Consider the following 20,576-nt stretch of genomic DNA (forward strand, 5'->3'; position numbering starts at 1 on the left):
ATGATGGAGAGATTTGAAAAGATAGAAATGAAAATTCCTGCAAAGGCAGAATATGTGGCTATTATTCGTTTAACAATGGCTGGTGTTGCGAATCGAATGGGCTTTGCTTATGACGATATAGAAGATATGAAAATTGCTATTAGTGAAGCATGTACAAACATTGTACAACATGCATACAAAGAAGACGTTGGAGAAATTACAATTGTCTTTGGCTTATATGAAGATCGATTAGAAATTATGGTTGCGGATAATGGGGTTAGCTTTGATTTTAATAGCTTAAAAAGGAAAGTTGGTCCGTATGATATTAGTAAACCAGTAGAACATTTGCCGGAAAATGGTTTAGGTTTATATTTAATCAATACGTTAATGGATGATATACAAATTATGCATGATGAGGGAATGACAGTTTTAATGACAAAATATATACAAAGAGAGCAGGTGGAGAATGATGGAAATCCAATCTCAACCTACAACTCTTACTAAAGAAGACGTTATTAAGCTAATTGCAGAATTCCAACAAAACCAATGTAATGAAGCGCAGGAAAGGTTAGTTGATCATTATAAAAATCTCGTATATTCCATTGCATATCGTTATTCAAAAGGCGGGCCGATGCATGAGGATATTATACAAGTAGGTATGTTAGGGCTCTTAGGTGCAATAAGAAGGTATGATTATTCGATAGGGAATGCTTTTGAGCCTTTTGCAATACCTACGATAGTAGGGGAAATAAAGAAGTATTTACGTGATAAAACTTGGGGTATTCACGTTCCAAGGCGAATTAAAGATTTAGGCGGGAAGATTAAACTTGCGATAGAGGAGCTAACAGATCGTTTCCAGCGTTCACCGAAGATTATAGAGATTGCAGATCATTTAGGACTATCCGAAGAGGAAGTGCTAGAAATTATGGATGCGAAAAATAATTATCGAGTATCTTCCTTAGATGATGTAGTTGAAAATGCATCTGATGGTAGTTCGGTAGCGAGAATTGAATCTGTAGGTGAAGTAGAGCAAGGATATGAAGAGACAGAAAGGCGTCTCGTTTTAAAGGATATTTTCAACGTATTAAATGACACAGAAAAGAGTGTTATTCATTATATATTTGGAGAAAATTTAAATCAAAAAGATACAGGGGAACGGTTAGGTATTTCACAAATGCACGTTTCTCGTATTAAAAGACAAGCGATAAGTAAATTGAAGCAAGCAGCATTTTTAGATACATAAAAATTTAAAATCATTATGTTTAAAACATGAGAAAAGGGGTAGTTATTAAGTATAGGAGGAGATATAAAAATGTCACACGATGTGAAAGAACTAATCGAAGGATTGAATGAAGATTTAGCAGGAGAATACTCAGCAATTATTATGTATAACCATAATGCAGCTACAGTTTCTGGTATATATAGACAAGTGTTAAAACCTTTCTTTGAATCTGAAATTAGTGATGAACAAGGACATGCCCTATATTTAGCGGAGAAAATTAAGACGCTAGGTGGTACACCTACTACGATCCCTTTACCAGTGAAACAAGTAGAAGATGTTAGAGAAATGTTAGAATCCGCTAGACAATCAGAATATGAAACAATTAAGCGTTATGAAACGAGAAAAGAACAGGCAGCGAAATTAAATATGACAGAGTTAGTTGTAAAACTAGAAGATATGATTGCAGATGAAACTAATCATATGGAAGAATTAGATCGTCTTTTAAATGATAAAGCAATGGTGTTAAATTAAAAGTAGACATTTATAGAGTGAAAGAACAAATTCCTATTTCTAGGGGTTTGTTCTTTTGTTGTATAAATATGTTTGAGTAAGAAATTTTCATTTTGTAACTGAGTATGTAATACTAGAAAAATAGAAAATGATAATAGATTTACATTTTAAATAAGAAAAGGGGAAATAACTTGTGTCCATTTTAATTGTTGATGATAATCCGGTTAACATATTTGTAATTGAGAAGATTTTAAAACAAGCCGGATATCATGATCTTGTATCGCTCAATTCTGCACAAGAGCTCTTCGAATACATACAGTTTGGAAAAGATTCTTCCAGGCATAATGAAATTGATTTAATACTATTAGATATTATGATGCCTGAAATTGATGGACTTGAAGTTTGTAGGCGATTACAAAAAGAGGAGAAGTTTAAAGATATCCCTATTATTTTTGTTACAGCTTTAGAGGATGCAAATAAATTGGCCGAAGCTCTTGATATGGGGGCAATGGATTATATTACGAAACCTATAAATAAAGTTGAACTATTAGCACGTATGCGTGTAGCGTTACGCTTGAAATCAGAATTAAATTGGCATAAAGAACAAGAAGAAAATCTTCGGAATGAACTAGATTTAGCTACGCAAGTACAAAGAAACTTATTAAGTAGCCCATTAAGAGAAGATCATATAAAAATTGAAGCAAGTTACTTACCTTCATTTAAACTAGCTGGAGATATGTATTATTGGTATAAAATCGATGAAAATCGCTACGGTATTATATTATTAGATGTGATGGGACATGGTGTATCTGCTTCATTAGTTTGTATGTTTATTTCGTCTGTATTACGTGAAACAATTAAATGTTTAATTGATCCAGAACTCGTTATTAAAGAATTAAATAAATATATGACCCTTTTACATAATGAAAATGATAATATTCCTTATTATTTTACGGCGATATACTTAGTTGTTAATACAGAAGATAGAACAGTTGAATATGTAAATGCAGGGCATCCTTCTGGATATGTTTTAGTTGATGAAACAAATGTAGTTGAACTAGATCGCGGGAGTTGTGCCGTAGGATTTTTTGATGAAATAAAAGTTAAAAAGACAGTTATACCTTTTGAGAAGAACGCTCAAATATTATTGTTTACAGATGGTGTTCTTGAAGCAATTGCAAATGATGAATTTGAGTCTGAAGAGAAATTACGTACTTTTACAGAAAGAAAATGGGGAGATTTAGAAGGCGAGATAGAAGGGTTTTACAAGGAAGAACAAAAGAAAGCGCAATCAGATGATATGTGTCTAATTATGATACAAACGAATGCGAAATAAAAAGCGTATGAAATCAGGATTTCATACGCTTTTTATTGTATTTTTTGATAAATTTGTTCACTAGGATTAAATTGGGTATAATGCGACATTGATGATATGTGTCTAATTATGATACAAACGAATGCGAAATAAAAAGCGTATGAAATCCAAACAGAGGATTTCATACGCTTTTTATTGTATTTTTTGATAAATTTGTTCACTAGGATTAAATTGGGTATAATGCGGCATTATATTTGAAAAACGAAGAGTTTCTTTATTTCCTAAACATAGAAATCCATTGTGACTTAAGCTTTCATAAAATAGTTGCTGCACTTGATTTTGAAGTTTACTTGTAAAGTAAATTAAAACGTTACGACAAAGTATAATATGAAACTCGTTAAAAGATTGATCGGTTACTAAATTATGCTGTGCAAAAATAATGTTTTGTAACAGTGAAGGATTAAAATAAGCAAAACGATTATCTGTTGAATAATAGTTAGAAAATGCTTGTGTACCGCCAGCTTGTAAATAGTTTTTCGTATAAGTTTGCATTTTATTTAACGGGAGGATAGCTTGTTTTGCTTTTTCTAACACATTTGTATTCATATCTGTTGCGTAAATAACCGACTTTTCACTTAATCCTTCTTCGTGAAGTAAGATGGACATCGATAATACTTCTTCACCAGTTGCGCATCCAGCATGCCAAATTCTAATTTCAGGTTGCTTTTTCAATTCAGGAATAACATGCTCTCTTAGCGCTTTAAAAAAGGCAGGGTTACGGAACATCTCAGTTACATTAATCGAGAAATCATTTAATAACTGTTCTAAAACCCCTTCCTCGTGAATTACTTTTTCAATTAATTTTGAAATGGTTGGGATATTAGAGAGCTGCATTCGATTACAAATCCTTCTATAAATAGATGTGCGAGCATATTGGCGAAAATCAAATCCTGATAGTTTAAAAACCGCTTCCAATAGTAATTCAATTTCTAAGTTCGTGCGCTCATCCGTATCTACTGATGGATCAAAATTATAATACTTATTTTCCACTCCAACTAAACCTCACTTATTTTATTAACCATACACTCATTACCGAATAGAGTTGATGTAGGTTTAATGGTTTACTTATATAATCTGAAGCGCCAGCAGATAAACATTTTTCCTTATCATTTGGCATTGCTTTAGCAGTTAATGCGATAATAGGTATTTCATGTAACCCTAAGTTCATTCGGATATTTTCCATCGTTTCATAACCGTCCATATTAGGCATCATAATATCCATTAAAATAAGGTCAATATTTGTATTGCTTTTTAGTATTTCTAAACACTCTATGCCGTTTTGGGCAGTAATAATGTTGGCATTTTGTTTTTTTAATGCATTTTGTAACGCAAATATATTTCGATGATCATCATCGACAATTAAAATATTTTTCTCTTGGAAGACGTTATTTGTTTCGGTAGTAACGATAGTTTCTTCAACAACTTCAGCAGGAATAACATCTTCTATCGTTGCTGCGACTTCTAAATTGGATAACTGTATATCATGTAATCCATTTGGAAGGTTAGGAATATATACTGTGAAAGTACTACCTTCTCCTACATTACTCTCTAACGTAATCCAACCACCTAACAATCTAGCAAACTCTTTACAAATAGATAAACCTAGTCCTGTGCCACCATACTTTCGAATCGTTGCTCCATCTGCCTGTTGAAAGGCTTCGAAAATAAGTTGATGCTGTTCTTTAGCGATACCAATACCAGTATCTTTTACTGAAATTGTAATCCAATCTTTACTTATAGACTGCATATCATGACTTAAATTGGTTGTTTCTATTGAATCGAAATGTAAAGAAACGGATCCTTTTTCCGTGAATTTAAATGCATTGGATAATAAGTTTTTAATAATTTGCTCAATCCGTTTTGCATCTGTATAAAACAGATCAGGAATCGTATCACTGTCTTCAATAGTAAATTCGACATTTTTTTGTGCAGCTATATGTAAAAAGTTTTGATGCATATTGGCTGCCATGTCACTTATGTTCGTTGCTTCAAAAATGATGTCTAGTTTGCCTGCTTCTACTTTAGATAAATCTAGTATGTCATTAATTAAAGTAAGTAAGTCTTTCCCTGATGAATGAATGACAGTTGCTAGTTCAATTTCATCATCCGATAAATGATTATCATGATTTTCTCTTAACATTTCAGATAATAGTAAAATACTATTTAACGGTGTGCGTAATTCATGTGACATATTTGCTAGGAACTCAGATTTGTATTTTGAGCTGCGTAACAACTCGCTTGCTTTTTCTTCTAATTCTGATTTAGTAATTTGTAAGTCAGCTGTCTTCTGCTCAGCCTCTTCAGTTCTAGACTCTAATTGTTCATTCGTTGTTCGTAATTCTTCTGCTTGCATTTGTAGTTCTTCCGCTTGCGTTTGCAATTCTTCTGATTGAACTTGTAACTCTTCTGTCATTGCTTGTGATTCATGTAAAAGAGTTTGAATTCGCATACGTCCCATAATACTATGGATTGTTAAACCTAGATTATCAACGGTTTGTTGAATTAAATCTTGATGTAAATCTGAAATCTCAGTTACACTTACTAACTCCATTACTGCGATTACTTCATCCTCAAATAAGATAGGGATGATTAATAGATTTTTAGGACGTATTTCTAATACTCCGCTAGTGACATAACGAAACTCTTCGGGTATATCCCTGAGAATAAAACTTTTCTTTTCTAAGGCAGACTGTCCAATGAAACCTTCACCCATTTTAATGGATTGTTTTCCAATATCAGCACCTTGATCGGCGAAAGAAGCTTTTTTCACATAGTAGACAGTTTCTTCATATTCTTCACGTACATAAAATGCACCGCAAGAAGTGTGCGTTTTTTGTATAATTCCACTAAGAATTTTTTTACCTAACATCTCAATAGAAGATACACCTTGATACATTAAAATTAATTCTGCAAGCTCAGTTTGTAACCACTCTCTTTTCGATATTTCGTCTAGTAAGTGGTTCGTTGTATGAGCAAGATCTTTTATTTCATCATGTGTATTTACATGAATTCTTTCCGTAATTTTTTCTTTAGAAGAAATTGATTTAATAGCTTGAATTACATTTTTAATCGTTTTTGTAATGGAATTCGAAATATAGAGTGAAATGATAATAGAAATACAAGAAAGTAAGAACAATAAACTGTATAACCAAATCTCTAATTTATTATTTTCAGTATCTAATTGTGCTGCTCTTTTTTTCGTTAATTGCTCCTCAGTGCTACGGAAGTTAGTTACCTGTGACTGTAAGGACTGAATTTGAGTCGTGTCGATTGTTTGTACATTATTACTATTATTATTTGTAATAAGTGGGTGAATCTCTTTATTAATCCAACTAGTAATATTTTCGTTAATCTGTTTTAATTTTTCTTGCTGAGAGGGGTTATCCTCTAATAAAGAAAAAAGATCTTGATAATGTTTTTCGTAATCTTTTTCCGCAGAGTTAAGGGATTGCACGTAATTAGGGTTATTAGAAATGATAAACCCTTTCGCTTTATTTTCAATTGTTAGTAACTCTTTCTCCACTTGATTCGTCAAATTGAGAACTTTAAAATCATGATCAATAATAAAATTACGAGATTTTTGTAAGCTGGAAATCTCATTGTTTAACATAATGAAAGAAACAAGTAAGAACAAAATGATAACTAAATAACCAGCCATAATTTTGTAGCGAATACTAAATTTTGCTTTCGAGTTCATTAAAAATTCCTACCTTCAAGGTTATTAAAACTTTTCTATTTTAAAGAATGAAAAACGTAATATATATTATATCAGTTTTCATAAGGCCAAACTAGAAATCCCCCTATTGTATTAGGGGGGTCTTTTTTAATAGAGGAAATCATTTTGAAATATAAAAACATATATGAAAGGTAGTAAACGAGGGAATAGAGGATAACAAACATTCTAAGAAGGGAAGAGTGTTCTTAAAGCTCTTTTTGCATCTATTCCTTCAAAAATAAATAATATAAGATCTTTCTTTTTTATAGTAAGGAAAAAGGATACTAGAGTGCTTAAATTTTTGATTGATGTCATTGTTCCATGTTTACTTATAAACAAATTAGCTTGAAATGTTGTCATTAAAGCATAAAAATGATGAATCTGAGTTATTGTAGGTGTTTCATTATAAGAAATAGTAGTAGAGTGAATGGCGTTCATCGTAATATTCCTTTCCATATAGTAAGCATAACAATATAAACATACCCGTTTTAAAAAATGTTAAACATATAAATAAGAAAAAATATAAGTATAGTTTTTTTACGTTTAGAAAAGGTTAGGAAGGGTATACATATACTACAAAGAGATTGACTGAAGATGAATTGTAAGATGTCTATGTTTAGTAGATTAGTCTATCAAAATATACTTTTACTTTAAATAAAAAGGAGCCTGGTATACATGAATGAAATGATGATTAATATTACATTTGATTTAATTTACTTGTTAAGTAGTTCACTTGTAGTGCTTTTACTATTCGCTTTTTTCGTAAATGGTTATGTTAATAAGAAAATTAGTGTATACAGAAATGAAGAAAAATAAAAATACATTATATAAAACTTTAGGAGGTTAATAGTTATGAATGTAGATAGAAAAATAGTAGGTGTTTTTAGAACAATTGATGATGCGGCACTCGTTATTAATGAATTAAATGATAAAGGATATTCAGCAGATAACATTTCAGCTATTGCGAAAGATCAAAAGGAAATTGAACATCTAGAAGAAAAATCGGGTGAAAAAGTGAATAGCGAAACTGCACATAAAGCAGATATCTTTTCAGCGACAGGGCTTGTAGCTGGAGGGGTAGCAGGCGGGCTCGGTGGTTTATTAACAGGTCTTGGTGTACTTGCCGTTTCTGGAATGGGTCCAATTGTAGCAGCAGGACCGATCGCAGCAGCTATTGGAGGAGCCGGTATTGGCGGTGGAGCTGGAAGTTTAATAGGAGCATTTATCGGCTTAGGAATCCCTGAAGACCATGCTAAAAAGTATGAAGAATATATTTACGATGGCAATATATTAATTTTAGTAGATGCAAAATTAGACGATAAGTTAGAAATCTATAAAATATTTGATAAGCATAATGCCTATAACTCTGATTTCTTTAAATAAAATATAAACAAAGTGAATATCGTTTTTTGATCTTACAACTTTGGCGCGGCCGAGGAGTCGTATGACTATAAGAGAGGAAGGGCTTATAGTAAAAGATCAAGTTCTATCATGTTATTTAAAAGGGAAGAGGTGCCTTTTCGTGATTGTAAAAATATTAAAGGATAGCAGTAATAGTTTCCTTTGTACAGTTCAAAACAAAAATGGAGACCAGTATGTGAAAAAATGGTTTAGTAAACATGAAAATAACAAAGAATTAGGGCGACCAACTTTTAAAGAAGTAGAAAAGGATTGGAAAGAAAATAGAGAATCGTTTATGTATCCCAATATTAAAGCACTTTATTAAAATTAAACATAATGCGCGCTTTATTATTACAAAACTGTCACATTCCTGTAAGGTAATTCAATGGATTAGATACTTTTTTCATGTCATAATAAAGACATAAGAAAGCTTATCAAAACTACAACTTATTAGGAGAGTGTCAGTCATGATTGTAACAACAACGTCTGGAATTCAAGGTAAAGAAATTATTGAGTATATCGATATTGTAAATGGTGAAGCTATTATGGGTGCAAATATTGTCCGCGATTTATTCGCTTCAGTTCGTGATGTTGTCGGTGGTCGTGCTGGTTCTTATGAAAGCAAGCTAAAAGAAGCTCGTGATATCGCAATGGATGAAATGAAAGAACTCGCAAAACAAAAAGGTGCGAACGCTATCGTTGGTATTGACGTAGATTACGAAGTTGTTCGTGATGGAATGTTAATGGTTGCTGTAAGTGGTACAGCTGTACGTATATAAGTAAATAAAAAACAGGCTCACCCCTTGAAGTTTATGCTTTGAGGGGGTTTTTTGTTTTTAAGTTGTAGAAGTAAACTCCAGTTGCAAGGGTAAAATGAAAAAGAGACAGTGATGCTACATATATGTAATGTGAGTGCAAACTTTATAATAAAGTTGTTATTTGAGATAATGGAAGAATTAGTGGTATAAATAATTTTATAGATAATAATCAAAATAGAGAAGACAGAATGTTCATGGATGGAATAGTTAGGGGGGATTTTCCAATCTGTAATAAAAAACGGAGGTACCGAGAGCGGTTTACAGATGTCTACTACATAAAATTTATAATGGATTGGAGGCAATTTTTATGTTTTGGTTAGGAGGCTTTTTAGGATACATTGTAGGTTCTATTACTACATGTGCGCTACTTTACTTTGGTTATAGAGCCGAGAAGAACAAAAAAGCGGATATGCGAAAGAAAGAGGAGAGAAACATCAATAAAAAAGGTGTATAGGATGTGGAAGAAAAATTGATAACATTGATGCAAAAATAAAGGACAGTTACATATTTTATATGATTACTATGTACTGTCCCGCTTATTCCTTTTGGATTAACAAAAATTGTTTCCTGTCTTGCTATAAATTTCATAAGCAAAAAATCCAAATAAATAGCCTATTCCGGATCCTAAACTAATTGAAAGCAGTGAGAAATCTGGGGAAAACATGCCGAAAATCAAACCAATTATACAGCCAAAAAGCATTCCTATAGGTATTAAACTATCTAATAATAGTTGAGCTTTTTGAGATTTTTTCTTACCTAATTTTCCTTCTTTATATTTCCGTTCCATTCTTTTTATTACAAATACTACAATTCCACCAACTATTAAAACGGGCGCGATTGCCGAAATGAACCACATATTAGAAGCTCCTTTCGTATTTTAACCAAATTATACCATGTAATAACATTTTTTAGTTTAAGCGGAGATAAGATTTTTTGCTTCTCCTTCCTTTTTGTTCATGACTAAAGTTAATAGGAGTAAAATTAAGCTTAAAAGTGCCATTATAATAAAAACTTGCGTATAACTATCAAAATAGTCACGAGCGATTCCAGCTAGGACAGGAATGAATCCGCCCATAATATATCCTCCTGATTGCATCATAGCAGTCCATGCACTTGCATCTTCTGAAGTTTTTGTTTCATATAGTGGCAGCATAAGAGCGAGTGGAAATACGCCGCCGAGCCCGATCCCTAGTAAAATAGAAGGGGTCCATGGTGTAGTTAGTGGGTAAATCATAAGCGATAAACCTACGAGTACAAAGCATATACTTCCTAATAACCAAAGTGCTCTGTTTTTATAAATATCCGCTAATGTTGGAATTAAAAAGCTACATATCATTTGAATCACTGTAAAAACAGTTATAAGAGTACCCGCTTGCTCGCTACTCACACCCATACTTTGATTTGCTGGCGCAAGCCAAGTCGTAATGGAATAAAAGATTCCTGATTGTAGTCCGAAAAAGATTGTAAATAACCATGCTTTTTTATTTCTTAAAGGCAATTTATTATTCTTTTTATTTTGTGTGCTCGTCTTCTTTTTTCGTTTCATAATGGGATACCAAAATATAATGGCGATAATAGTTAGTGCACCCCAAAAAGCGAGTGCCATATTCCAAGATCCTTTTAATACATGTTGTAAAGGAATCGTTAATCCTGCACTTAAAGAAGCACCAGTACCCATACCTACTGAATATATTCCAATCATTAAGCCGATTTTCGTAGGGAATTTTTCTTTAATAAAACCTGATAATAACGGACCTGCAAGTGCAATTCCAATACCGATAAATAAAGAGCTCGCGAATAATGTGGAAATAGAAAAGGTAAAAGCTCTCATACATGTTGCCAAGCCAATTAAAATAAGACAAGCCATAATTGATTTTTCTGCCCCGTATTTCTTAATTACCTTCCCAGTCAGTAAGGCGAATGTCCCCATACAAAAAACAGGAATAGCTGTTAAAAAACTAACGGAAAAATTGCTTATATTTAAGTCTTGTCGGATTGTTTCTAATACAGGTGAAACAGATGTAATTCCGATACGTAAATTAATAGAAACAAAAAATAGCGCTAGTATATACAAATAAGTTCGTTCTTGATGTTTCAATTTCATTTTCTCCTCTCTTAAACATCAGATGTTATTGGGTATATCATCTGATGTTTTTGTGTAATAGATAAGGAGCTTATTTCAGCTCCAAATTTTGAACAGCGTATTTTCGTGCTTCTTCAGTATTTTGTTTTAAAATCGCTTGGAATAACTTTTCATGAATGTCAGAGTTATCTTCATAGTTCGCTGTATTTAATATGAATTGGCTTAAAATGTGACGAAGGGCAGGTACGAAAGATTGATACAAATCAAGTAGAACTTCGTTTTTGCTCGCCTTTGCAATGGCTAGATGAAACTGAATGTCTGCATCTATGTATGCTACATAATTTCCTTCTTGAAGGGCATTTTTTCTTTTATTCAAATGTCCTTTTAAGTATAAAAGATCCTCGTCGCTTCGGCGCTGTGCCGCTAACATCGCTACTTCTTTATCTAACATATTTCGTGCTTCATACACATGATTTATATTAGCTGCTTGTAGTCGTTTTTCAAATGAATCTTGCGTTATATTAAGTGAGACAATACGAGTACCTTGTCCTTGTCGAACTTCTAATATGCCAGCATGTACTAATATTTTTATGCTTTCTCGTAGCGTTGAGCGTCCTACCCCTAACTCTTCCATTAATTGCGGCTCTGTAGGGAGGCGATCACCAACTTCATACTTCCCAGAAAAGATTTTCTCTTGTAGACGTTCCAATACTTCATCGACTAATTTCCGCCGAGAAACTTTTGAAAAAGATTTCTTTTCGTTCATATTCATCTGCTCATCTCCTGTTATGTTCGCTTTTATGATAACCAATATAAGTGCTGTTGACAATGTTATTTTTAGGTAGTTGAAGCCGGGATATCAAAATTAGGTTTATAAGGCATAAAAAAATCAATCAAAATAGAGTCTTCAATTGCATTCAATAACTCGTCAAAAACACTTTCCCTTTCGTTTTCTCAGCAGATTGCACAACATCAACTGCCGCTTTCACATCTGCTAAGTCATACGTAGAATGTACCGTCATAAAACACAATTGCTTATTTTCTACTAAACGAATTAAGTGACGAAACGTTTCTTGCCATTTATATGGTGACACTTCATTATTCCAATGTCGTAAATGAAATATGTTTGCGTGTACTTTTGCTCTCGTGACAATCTCGGCCCAGTTCACTTGTATTCCTGATAGAAGACCGATCGTTAAAAAATGCCCGTTTGGACGTAAGGAGAAAGCTAATTCATTTCCATCCGGTCCTCCGATGGAATCAATTGCAGCATCCGCACCGAGCCCGTTTGTTAATGACATAACTGTTTCATAAAGCGGGGTAGTGGAAGTATCAATTACATATGCAGCACCAAGGCGCAGTAATTCTTCTGTATGCTTATTATTTCTTGTAACAGCAATTAATCGGAAATTTAAAATTTGTGATAACTGCGCAAATAGATGTCCAATAGCGGATCCACAAGCATTCACTAATAAAACATCATTATGCTGTAAGTTTAGCGTTTCTGTACATGTAACCCACGCAGTAAGAGGATTAATATACATTTGTGCCGCTGTAAAATCATCAATGGAATCAGGAATAGGAACTACAAAGTCAGCTGATGTTTTCACATATTCTTGCCAAGTACCTTCCCCGCGTAACGGTAACACGCGTTTACCGATAAGCTCTCTAGAAACAAAAGCTCCTACATCTTCTACAATACCAACACCTTCATAACCAGGTATGTTAGGCAAAGGGATTCTATGTGCGTATGCTCCAGTGATGGGAATTAAGTCAGATGGATTAATCGGTCTAACTAGCATACGAACGAAAACTTCATTATCTTTCAGTGGTTCTATATTTTTATATTCAACTTGTAATACGTCTTTTGGATTGCCGAACTTATGAAATTGAATGCATGTTCCAAGCAAAGTAATTTGCCCCCCTTAGTTTGATTGGGTTTATTATAGCATTTTTGGTTTGGGCGATTATTTTGTTAGTGATAAATAGGGTTTTTAATTTACGTATTTATCAGAATTTTATAAAATGTTTATAGAACTATAAAATGGGGGGATTTCTTCATGTGTACTAGTTTGACGTTACAAACAAAAAATTTCCAGCATCTTTTTGGGAGAACAATGGATTTCACATTAGATATGAATCAAGAAGTAATAATCATTCCTCGGCGTTATCAGTGGAACAATATAACTGGTGAAACGATCCGAGCGAAAAAGGCTGTTGTCGGAATGGGAATTAATTTTGGAGGAAGGGTCATGATGGCGGACGGAGTAAATGAAACTGGTATGACATGTGCAACTCTCTATTTCCCAGGATTTGCTACTTATAGTAATCATATAGATAGCAATAAAACGAATGTAGCACCATTTGATTTTGTGACTTGGAGCCTCACGCAGTTCAATTCTGTTGAAGAATTAAGAAAATATATTGATAACATTGCCTTTATAGATGTGCCATTACCAGTTTTAGGAATTACGCCACCGCTACATTGGATTTTAGCAGATAAATCGGGAGCGTGTATTGTACTTGAGCCGACAGCTGATGGAATAAAAGTGTATGACAATCCAATAGGAGTAATGACTAATAGTCCGGAGTTTAATTGGCATTTACAAAATTTAAGACAATATATTGGACTTAAATCGCAGCCATTTGCGCCAACTGAGTGGGGAGATGTACCATTAAGTGCTTTTGGCCAAGGTTCAGGAACAATGGGACTTCCTGGAGATTTCACCCCGCCATCAAGATTTGTACGGGCAGCATATGGCAAACAAAACATTCAAAGTATAGAGAACGAAGAAGAGGGGATATCGGCTATTTTTCATATCTTATCAAATTGTGAGGTTCCTAAGGGGGCAGTAATAACAGAAGACGGTATATTAGATAATACGATCTATACAAGTGCAATGTGTATGGAGTCTGGAACATATTATTACCATACTTACGATTGTAGACAAATTATAGCCATTCATTTATTCAATGAAGATTTAGATACAGCTGAGATTAAAACGTATCCGTTCCAGCGGAAGCAAAAAATCTTTTATGAAAACTGATAAAAACACCTCCATTGAATTTGCATACTTAGTATGCGAATTCGGGAGGTGTTTTTCTATTAAGCCGAAGCTTTCTTCATTCTCTCAAGTAAACTAGATAACACATGCGTACGATACGATTCTAGTTTTTTACCTTCATAAGTACGGATACCTAATTTTTTAAGTTCTTTTACATACCAACCTTTGCTTCCGAAATACATGTGATCGCTCCCCTTCAACTTTGTTTTTATTTGTTCTGATTGCATATGGAGGTACAGGTAATATAATGAAGGAAATGAATTTCGCGCGAAAATGGTTAACTTTGTTGCAAAAGACATATATACTAAAGATAGTATACAACGAGGTGGACAAGACGTGATTATAGAGAAGCACGAAATTCAAATTGACCAAATTACTAGCGGTAAAGTGAATATCTTTACTTTCTATAGAAATAGAAAGCAAATTGATGATCATTTTTTACGATTGCAAGAACCATCGCTTACAGCAAACTACTTCTTCCATTTTCATTTTGATGCAGAGAGCTTGCATCTACTGCAGGAAGAGTTTCCAGGCGTATATCCGTACGACGGTAGTGAAACGATTCACGACTGGACGGAAAAGATGAAAGCTGAATTGCAACATCAGATCCAAACAGGTAAATGGAATAAACGCGTACGTATTGGTAATCGCATTCTAGATGTGGTGTTTACGTGGTGTGACGAAGATATAGTAGAGTGAAAAAGAAGCGGATGACGCTTCTTTTTTTTAGCGCTGGAATAAAACGAGCTTACCTGCAGTAGATGTACAGCGATGTGTTTTTTCATACAATCCTTTTTCTTGTAAAATAGATTCACCTTTTGCTTTTGCTTCTTTTTCAGTTGCCGCCTCGAATGATTCGTCTAATGCTTTTGAACCATCTTTTTCAAAGACTGTTAGAACGTATACTCCCATGAAAATTCCCTCCAATAATTAAAATCAGAATCTTATAATTATTTTGACATAAAACGCTACAATATGCAAAGAAATATATGACATTGCGTGGTAAAATAGAATGAAACTTTAATCATCGAGAATATTTTCATTCTCGATGATGATTAGTTTTCAGCGATGTTAATTTTAATAAAATGAAACTTTTGAAAGATAGAAAGGATCGTTATTTGTGAAACAAGTAAAGTTTATACATGCGGCTGATTTACATTTGGATAGTCCGTTTAAAGGAATGGAGATGAATGTTGCGCAGTCTGTTTGGGAGAGAATGAAGCAAAGTACGTTTGAATCATTTGAGCGTATTGTTGATAAAGCGATTCAAGAGCGCGTTGATTTCGTATTACTAGCTGGGGATTTGTATGATGCGGAGACGAGAAGTTTGAGGGCGCAAGTGTTTGTGCGTGAGCAAATGAAGAGACTTTCGCAGTACGATATCCCTGTTTTTATTATTCACGGTAACCATGATCATTTAGGAGGAAGCTGGGCAGCGATTGAGTTTCCGGAAAATGTTCATGTGTTTACGGAGCCTTACGTAGAAGAGAAATCATTTTATAAAAATGGTGAGCTATTAGCTTCTATTTATGGGTTTAGTTATTTGCAGCAAGCGGTAACGGATAATATGACAGCGCAGTATACGAAAATGAGTGATGCGCCTTTTCATATTGGCATGCTTCACGGAAGTGTGGAAGGAGATGCAGAGCATAATCGCTATGCACCGTTTCAAATTCGTGAGTTGAAAGAAAAACAGTTTGATTATTGGGCTCTTGGCCATATACATAAACGTGAAATTTTATCAGAAGAGCCATACATTATTTATCCAGGGAACATACAAGGTCGTCATCGTAAGGAAACAGGTGAGAAGGGTGCGTACCTTATTGAACTTACGAAACAAGGAACGCATTGCTCATTTTTCCATACGGCAGATGTTGTATGGGATGAGATCGAAGTTTGTATTGATGGACTTGAAACTGTTGATGAACTTATGACGAGCATGTCAACTGCGATGAATGAGTGCCGAAGAGAAGAGGAAGGGACGCTTTTAACTGTCGTATTCACAGGGCAGGGCCCACTTTCTTCTTATTTGCGTGACGAAAAGCGTGTGGAAGAGATTTTTCACATTTTAGCATCTGGCGAAGAGCGAAAAGATTTCGTATATGCAATGAAGTGGAAAAATGAGACGGTTTCTTTTGCGGAAATCGAACGTTTGAAAGCGGAAAATCATTTCGTCGGTAGTGTGCTAAAGGAGCTAGAAGCTTTCACAAATATGGACGGCGTGTTGCGCACCATTTGGACATCTCCTGTAGCGCGTAATAGTATTGAATCTTTTACAGAAGACGAGAAGAAAGAGATTCAAAAGGAAGCAGAAAATATTATTTTAGAGCAATTATTCCAGCAAGAGAGGGATAAAAAATGAGAATTGAAAAACTCCATATTTATGGGTACGGAAAATTAGAAAATGTGGAAATGGATCTTTCCTTGCTGACGGTGCTATACGGTGAAAATGAAGCGGGGAAATCGACAATTCGCTCGTTTATGAAAAGTATTCTGTTCGGTTTTCCGACGAGAGGACAGCGCCGTTATGAGCCGAAAGAAGGCGGGAAGTATGGCGGTGCGATGACTGTACAAACAGAGCAGTACGGCCGTTTGAAAATTGAACGATTGCCAAAGACGGCAGCTGGCGAGGTGACCGTTTATTTTGAAGACGGGAAAACGGGCGGCGAGGAAATTTTAAACGATATATTAAGCGGGATGAATGAAAGTTTATTTGAATCGGTCTTTTCATTTGATATGCATGGTCTTCAAAATATTCATCAGCTCGGCGAAGCGGATATTGGCAATTATTTATTTTCAGCAAGTGCAGTCGGAAGCGATGCGCTATTACAGTTAGATAAAAAGCTAGAAAAAGAAATGGATCAGCGTTTTAAACCGAGTGGGCGTAAACCGGAAATTAACGTGTCACTGCAAGAGATGAAGAAGCTTGAAGAGAAGATGAAAGAGTGGCAAGGAAAAATTGGCACGTATGAAAAACAAGTGGAGCAGTTAAAAGAAAGTGAAGAGAAGCTTGCTTCTGTTCGCGGAGAGAAAGAGAGTGCAGAAAGGCGAAAGCAAGATTATGAAATATTAGCAGCGCTTGAGCCCCTCGTTATTGAAAAGCGTGCGCATGAGAAAGTGTTAGAAAATGAGAGCAGGCAGTTTCCTGTAAACGGAATGGCGCGCTATGAAACGATTAAGGCGAAGATGGAGCCGCTTCAGTTACAAGTTGATTCGCTCCATAAGAAAATCGAGACAGTGCAATCGGAAATTGCCTCGATTCAAATAGATGAAGAGTTTTTACGAAAAGAAAGTTATGTAGAAGAACTTCGTATGCAGCATTTGTCTTATGAAAATGCGTGCCAAGAAATGCGTGATATGACAGGAAGTATTACGAATATAAAAGAAGAAATTGCAGAACTAGAACAACAAATTGGTGCTACTTTTGAAAAGGAAGCGGTTCTTGCGTTTGACATGAGTTTGGCAACGAAAGAATTAATTACGCAAACCGTGCAAAAGGCACGTGAATTAGAAACGCAAAAAGCACAGCTTGATGATCGTTTTAAAGTAGCGCAAGAGCAATTAGAAGAACAAGAAGAAAATATAAGACAGATTCAGAAACAAATGTTAGTTGATGAAGAGCGAAATACGTTAGTTGAGAAAGAGAAATCGTTCCAAGACGCGGCGTTTATCGGTATGGATGCAGAGAGAATGAAGCGCAAGTATGAGGAAAAAGCAGGAGCGGCTATGCAAAAGAAAAAGCAGTGGCAAAGAATTTGTCTTCTGTTACTTCTTATTAACACGCTTGTTTTATTCACGAGTTTATTTATTGATAACCGCCCGCTCTTATTTATTAGTGTTATTGTTTTTGTAGGGATTGTCCTTGCTCTTGTTTTATATAAAGATCCATCAAGCGGATTACAAGAAGAGCTTCTTACTCTTCAGCAAAGTGCTGGCGGGAGACAAAGTGAAGAAGCGCTGTCTGTGCGCTATCAGTTAGAAAAAGATGAAGAGATTCGGAAACTATTTGAGCGTGAGTCTTATAAATTGCAGCAAATGGAGCGAGCTTATGATAAAGTCGTTTCATCGTATGAGGAATGGGAGAGAGAAACGTTCCAGGCGGGAGAACAAGTAGATGCATATAAAACGCGCTATATGTTCCCAGAATTTTATACGTATGCACACATATTGCCAGCGTTTGAGCGTATTGAAAAAATGCAGCAATTATATCGGGAGTTAGAAAAACAAGGCACGCGAAAATCTTCATTATATGAAATGATTTCGCATTTTGAACAGAAACTAGAAGCTGTTATCGGTAGTGCGGAGTATAGTAAGCTACACGGGGCACAAAGTCGTATGCAAAATGAGAAAGAGAAGCGCCAAACTTGTAAGCAGTTAAAAGAAAAACTGGCGGAATGGCAAGAAGAATATGAGTTTATGCAAGAACAATTGAAACAACTGTTAGTAGAACGAAATGCATTATGGAATATTGCAGAGACTACAGATGAAGAGATGTTTTTAGAAGCGGGTAAACTGGCGGAAAAACGTGAAGATGCTGAGAAACAAGTAGTGCGTTTATTACCGCAAATTGATCTGTTAGAACAGCGTTTAAAGAGTTTATCATTAGCTGAACATTACGAAGCTGACGGTTATGAAGAGAAATTAAAGAGAGAAATTACAGTCGTACAAAACTGTCTGGCGCAAGAGAAAGAACTGACAGAGCGCATCGCGAAACATCGTATGGAAATTGCGAATTTAGAAGAAGGTAGTACGTACGGAGATTTAATGCATGAATGGGAAATGAAAAAAGCGCAATTGCGTGAACAAGTGAAGAAATGGGCTGCTTATGCGGCCGCAAAAACGGTGTTAACGAAAACGAAGCAATATTATCATGAAGTGCATCTGCCTCGTATTTTACAAAAATCAGAAGAGTATTTCGTCTATTTAACGGGCGGACGCTATAGTAAAATCTTTTCACCGTCAGAGGCGGAGCCGTTCATTGTTGAACGTAACGACGGTATACGTTTTTACAGTCATGAACTAAGCCAAGCGACAGCGGAGCAGTTATATTTATCGCTGAGATTTGCACTTGCGAAAACATTTGAACATGATTACCCATTTATTATTGATGATAGTTTCGTGCACTTTGATGCGGTAAGGACGGATCGAACGATTGAACTAATAAAGGAAATCGCAAAAGATAGACAAGTCATCTTCTTTACATGTCATGCGCATTTACTCGCGTATTTTACAGAAAAACAGATTGTAAAATTAACACATAAGCGTAAAGAAAATGAGTTGTGATATGCTATACTAAAAGTAACTGATTTGGTGGAGGAATTCGAATGAAAAAGAAAATTGCAGAATATGAAGTTGGTGAACAAGTCGATGTTTTCTTGTTAATTAAAACAGCGACAAAAGGTCTAGCAAGTAATGGAAAGCCATTTTTAACAGTAATCTTACAAGATCCAAGTGGAGATATTGAAGCGAAGCTATGGGACGTATCACCAGAAGTTGAGAAACAATATGTAGCAGAAACAATCGTTAAAGTAGCTGGTGATATTTTAAACTACAAAGGACGTATTCAATTACGTGTGAAACAAATCCGTGTTGCGAATGAAAATGAAGTAACAGACATCTCGGATTTCGTAGAAAAAGCACCAGTGAAAAAAGAAGATATGGTTGAGAAAATTACACAATACATATTTGAAATGAGAAATCCGAACATTCAACGTCTAACAAGACATTTGTTAAATAAGCATCAAAACGAATTTTTAGAATATCCAGCAGCGACAAAGAACCATCACGAGTTCGTATCTGGACTAGCTTATCACGTCGTATCGATGCTAGATTTAGCGAAAGCTATTTCAAATCTATACCCATCATTAGATAAAGACTTACTATATGCAGGCGTTATTTTACATGACCTTGGTAAAGTAATTGAACTATCTGGCCCGATTTCTACAACGTATACGTTAGAAGGAAATTTACTAGGCCACATTTCTATCATGGTGAACGAAATCGGTAAAGCAGCAGACGAATTGCAAATCGATGCAGAAGAAGTATTAATTCTTCAACACATCGTCCTTTCTCACCACGGAAAAGCAGAATGGGGTAGCCCAAAACCACCATTAGTAAAAGAAGCAGAAATTCTGCATTATATCGATAACTTAGATGCAAAAATGAACATGATGGACCGCGCATTAGGACGCACAAAACCAGGCGAATACACAGAGCGTGTCTTCGCACTTGATAATCGTTCGTTCTATAAACCGACGTTCCATAATTAAAAGTGTGAATAAAGTGGCCTCATTAAGTTTTAAAAGCTTAGTGAGGCTGTTTTCTTTATTAAAAATTAAATGAAATAGTTAAGAAGTACGCATGGGGTTAACGAAGAACGATTAAAACATATCTCACCACTAGAATGGG

At 34.9% G+C, this 20,576-nt stretch carries 23 protein-coding genes; 14 read left to right on the plus strand and 9 right to left on the minus strand.

The window, feature by feature from the left end:
• The 4 genes from rsbW to DN400_RS10765 all read left to right on the plus strand — a co-directional run bounded on the left by rsbW (window position 1) and on the right by DN400_RS10765 (window position 3,047).
• On the plus strand, window positions 1-483 hold the full coding sequence (gene rsbW / locus DN400_RS10750; RefSeq protein WP_000970583.1) for an anti-sigma B factor RsbW: 483 nt from the start codon (window positions 1-3) through the stop codon (window positions 481-483).
• Window positions 446-1,222 carry an RNA polymerase sigma factor SigB gene (gene sigB / locus DN400_RS10755; RefSeq protein WP_098536531.1) on the plus strand — a complete coding sequence of 259 codons (777 nt, stop codon included), beginning with the start codon at window positions 446-448 and terminating at the stop codon, window positions 1,220-1,222. Before rsbW ends, sigB begins: the two co-directional genes overlap by 38 nt.
• 69 nt (window positions 1,223-1,291) lie before the next feature.
• Window positions 1,292-1,732 (plus strand): ferritin-like domain-containing protein, encoded by a 441-nt coding sequence (locus DN400_RS10760; RefSeq protein ID WP_000017755.1) that lies wholly within the window; start codon window positions 1,292-1,294, stop codon window positions 1,730-1,732.
• 172 nt (window positions 1,733-1,904) lie between these two features.
• Window positions 1,905-3,047: a fused response regulator/phosphatase gene (locus DN400_RS10765; RefSeq protein ID WP_029442048.1), complete on the plus strand. Its 1,143-nt coding sequence runs from the start codon at window positions 1,905-1,907 to the stop codon at window positions 3,045-3,047.
• 171 nt (window positions 3,048-3,218) lie between these two features.
• On the opposite strand, the gene DN400_RS10770 is transcribed toward DN400_RS10765, so the two are convergent.
• The 3 genes from DN400_RS10770 to DN400_RS10780 all read right to left on the minus strand — a co-directional run bounded on the left by DN400_RS10770 (window position 3,219) and on the right by DN400_RS10780 (window position 7,239).
• Window positions 3,219-4,076, minus strand: coding sequence for a CheR family methyltransferase (locus DN400_RS10770; protein WP_000429043.1), 858 nt, complete (start codon window positions 4,074-4,076; stop codon window positions 3,219-3,221).
• A gap of 16 nt (window positions 4,077-4,092) precedes the next feature.
• Complete coding sequence (locus DN400_RS10775; RefSeq protein WP_147801677.1) at window positions 4,093-6,783, minus strand: ATP-binding protein; 2,691 nt, start codon at window positions 6,781-6,783, stop codon at window positions 4,093-4,095.
• A 204-nt stretch (window positions 6,784-6,987) separates the two neighbouring features.
• Window positions 6,988-7,239: a hypothetical protein gene (locus DN400_RS10780; protein WP_065228403.1), complete on the minus strand. Its 252-nt coding sequence runs from the start codon at window positions 7,237-7,239 to the stop codon at window positions 6,988-6,990.
• A gap of 237 nt (window positions 7,240-7,476) precedes the next feature.
• Here DN400_RS10780 and DN400_RS29400 point away from each other — a divergent pair, with 237 nt between their 5' ends.
• The 5 genes from DN400_RS29400 (at window position 7,477) to DN400_RS29405 (ending at window position 9,474) form a co-directional block, all read left to right on the plus strand.
• On the plus strand, window positions 7,477-7,617 hold the full coding sequence (locus DN400_RS29400) for a hypothetical protein (protein WP_001004571.1): 141 nt from the start codon (window positions 7,477-7,479) through the stop codon (window positions 7,615-7,617).
• A gap of 36 nt (window positions 7,618-7,653) precedes the next feature.
• Complete coding sequence (locus tag DN400_RS10785) at window positions 7,654-8,184, plus strand: general stress protein (protein WP_065228404.1); 531 nt, start codon at window positions 7,654-7,656, stop codon at window positions 8,182-8,184.
• A 139-nt stretch (window positions 8,185-8,323) separates the two neighbouring features.
• A complete protein-coding gene (locus DN400_RS10790; RefSeq protein ID WP_000635853.1) occupies window positions 8,324-8,527 on the plus strand; it encodes a DUF4028 family protein in 204 nt (67 codons plus the stop codon).
• A 142-nt stretch (window positions 8,528-8,669) separates the two neighbouring features.
• Window positions 8,670-8,981: a YbjQ family protein gene (locus DN400_RS10795; RefSeq protein WP_000637510.1), complete on the plus strand. Its 312-nt coding sequence runs from the start codon at window positions 8,670-8,672 to the stop codon at window positions 8,979-8,981.
• 346 nt (window positions 8,982-9,327) lie between these two features.
• Entirely contained in the window at window positions 9,328-9,474 is a 147-nt protein-coding gene (locus DN400_RS29405; RefSeq protein ID WP_000498642.1) for a hypothetical protein, read from the plus strand.
• Window positions 9,475-9,570: 96 nt separating this feature from the next.
• Here DN400_RS29405 and DN400_RS10800 read toward each other — a convergent pair whose 3' ends face one another.
• The 4 genes from DN400_RS10800 to DN400_RS10815 all read right to left on the minus strand — a co-directional run bounded on the left by DN400_RS10800 (window position 9,571) and on the right by DN400_RS10815 (window position 13,013).
• The gene (locus DN400_RS10800) at window positions 9,571-9,876 is read right to left on the minus strand and encodes a hypothetical protein (RefSeq protein ID WP_065228405.1); all 306 of its coding nucleotides are present in this window, start codon (window positions 9,874-9,876) and stop codon (window positions 9,571-9,573) included.
• Window positions 9,877-9,933: 57 nt separating this feature from the next.
• Window positions 9,934-11,124 carry an MFS transporter gene (locus DN400_RS10805; RefSeq protein WP_071713738.1) on the minus strand — a complete coding sequence of 397 codons (1,191 nt, stop codon included), beginning with the start codon at window positions 11,122-11,124 and terminating at the stop codon, window positions 9,934-9,936.
• Window positions 11,125-11,194: 70 nt separating this feature from the next.
• Window positions 11,195-11,875, minus strand: coding sequence for a FadR/GntR family transcriptional regulator (locus DN400_RS10810; protein ID WP_001056900.1), 681 nt, complete (start codon window positions 11,873-11,875; stop codon window positions 11,195-11,197).
• Window positions 11,876-12,020: 145 nt separating this feature from the next.
• On the minus strand, window positions 12,021-13,013 hold the full coding sequence (locus DN400_RS10815) for a zinc-dependent alcohol dehydrogenase family protein (protein WP_147801678.1): 993 nt from the start codon (window positions 13,011-13,013) through the stop codon (window positions 12,021-12,023).
• 150 nt (window positions 13,014-13,163) lie between these two features.
• On the opposite strand from DN400_RS10815, the gene bsh reads away from it, so the two are divergent.
• Window positions 13,164-14,150, plus strand: a complete 987-nt coding sequence (gene bsh / locus DN400_RS10820) for a choloylglycine hydrolase (RefSeq protein WP_000337600.1) — start codon at window positions 13,164-13,166, stop codon at window positions 14,148-14,150.
• Between the two features lie 59 nt (window positions 14,151-14,209).
• Here bsh and DN400_RS10825 read toward each other — a convergent pair whose 3' ends face one another.
• Entirely contained in the window at window positions 14,210-14,350 is a 141-nt protein-coding gene (locus tag DN400_RS10825) for a YflJ family protein (protein WP_000273536.1), read from the minus strand.
• A 154-nt stretch (window positions 14,351-14,504) separates the two neighbouring features.
• On the opposite strand from DN400_RS10825, the gene DN400_RS10830 reads away from it, so the two are divergent.
• Window positions 14,505-14,867 carry a hypothetical protein gene (locus DN400_RS10830; RefSeq protein ID WP_000582776.1) on the plus strand — a complete coding sequence of 121 codons (363 nt, stop codon included), beginning with the start codon at window positions 14,505-14,507 and terminating at the stop codon, window positions 14,865-14,867.
• 27 nt (window positions 14,868-14,894) lie between these two features.
• Here the strand turns inward: DN400_RS10830 and DN400_RS10835 are convergent, their stop codons facing one another.
• Window positions 14,895-15,080, minus strand: a complete 186-nt coding sequence (locus DN400_RS10835) for a YhzD family protein (RefSeq protein ID WP_000539552.1) — start codon at window positions 15,078-15,080, stop codon at window positions 14,895-14,897.
• A 208-nt stretch (window positions 15,081-15,288) separates the two neighbouring features.
• Between DN400_RS10835 and DN400_RS10840 the strand changes: the two genes are divergently transcribed.
• From DN400_RS10840 to yhaM, 3 genes are read left to right on the plus strand one after another with little or no spacing between them, the layout of a single operon-like run.
• Entirely contained in the window at window positions 15,289-16,530 is a 1,242-nt protein-coding gene (locus DN400_RS10840) for a metallophosphoesterase family protein (RefSeq protein WP_016513175.1), read from the plus strand.
• Complete coding sequence (locus DN400_RS10845; protein WP_098562261.1) at window positions 16,527-19,451, plus strand: ATP-binding protein; 2,925 nt, start codon at window positions 16,527-16,529, stop codon at window positions 19,449-19,451. The genes DN400_RS10840 and DN400_RS10845 overlap by 4 nt, the downstream gene beginning before the upstream one ends.
• 41 nt (window positions 19,452-19,492) lie before the next feature.
• Window positions 19,493-20,437, plus strand: coding sequence for a 3'-5' exoribonuclease YhaM (yhaM, locus tag DN400_RS10850; RefSeq protein WP_000726652.1), 945 nt, complete (start codon window positions 19,493-19,495; stop codon window positions 20,435-20,437).
• Window positions 20,438-20,576 lie beyond the last annotated feature (139 nt).

Origin of the sequence: Bacillus sp. AR8-1 (genome assembly GCF_008042345.1) — a bacterium.
Lineage (GTDB): Bacteria > Bacillota > Bacilli > Bacillales > Bacillaceae_G > Bacillus_A > Bacillus_A cereus.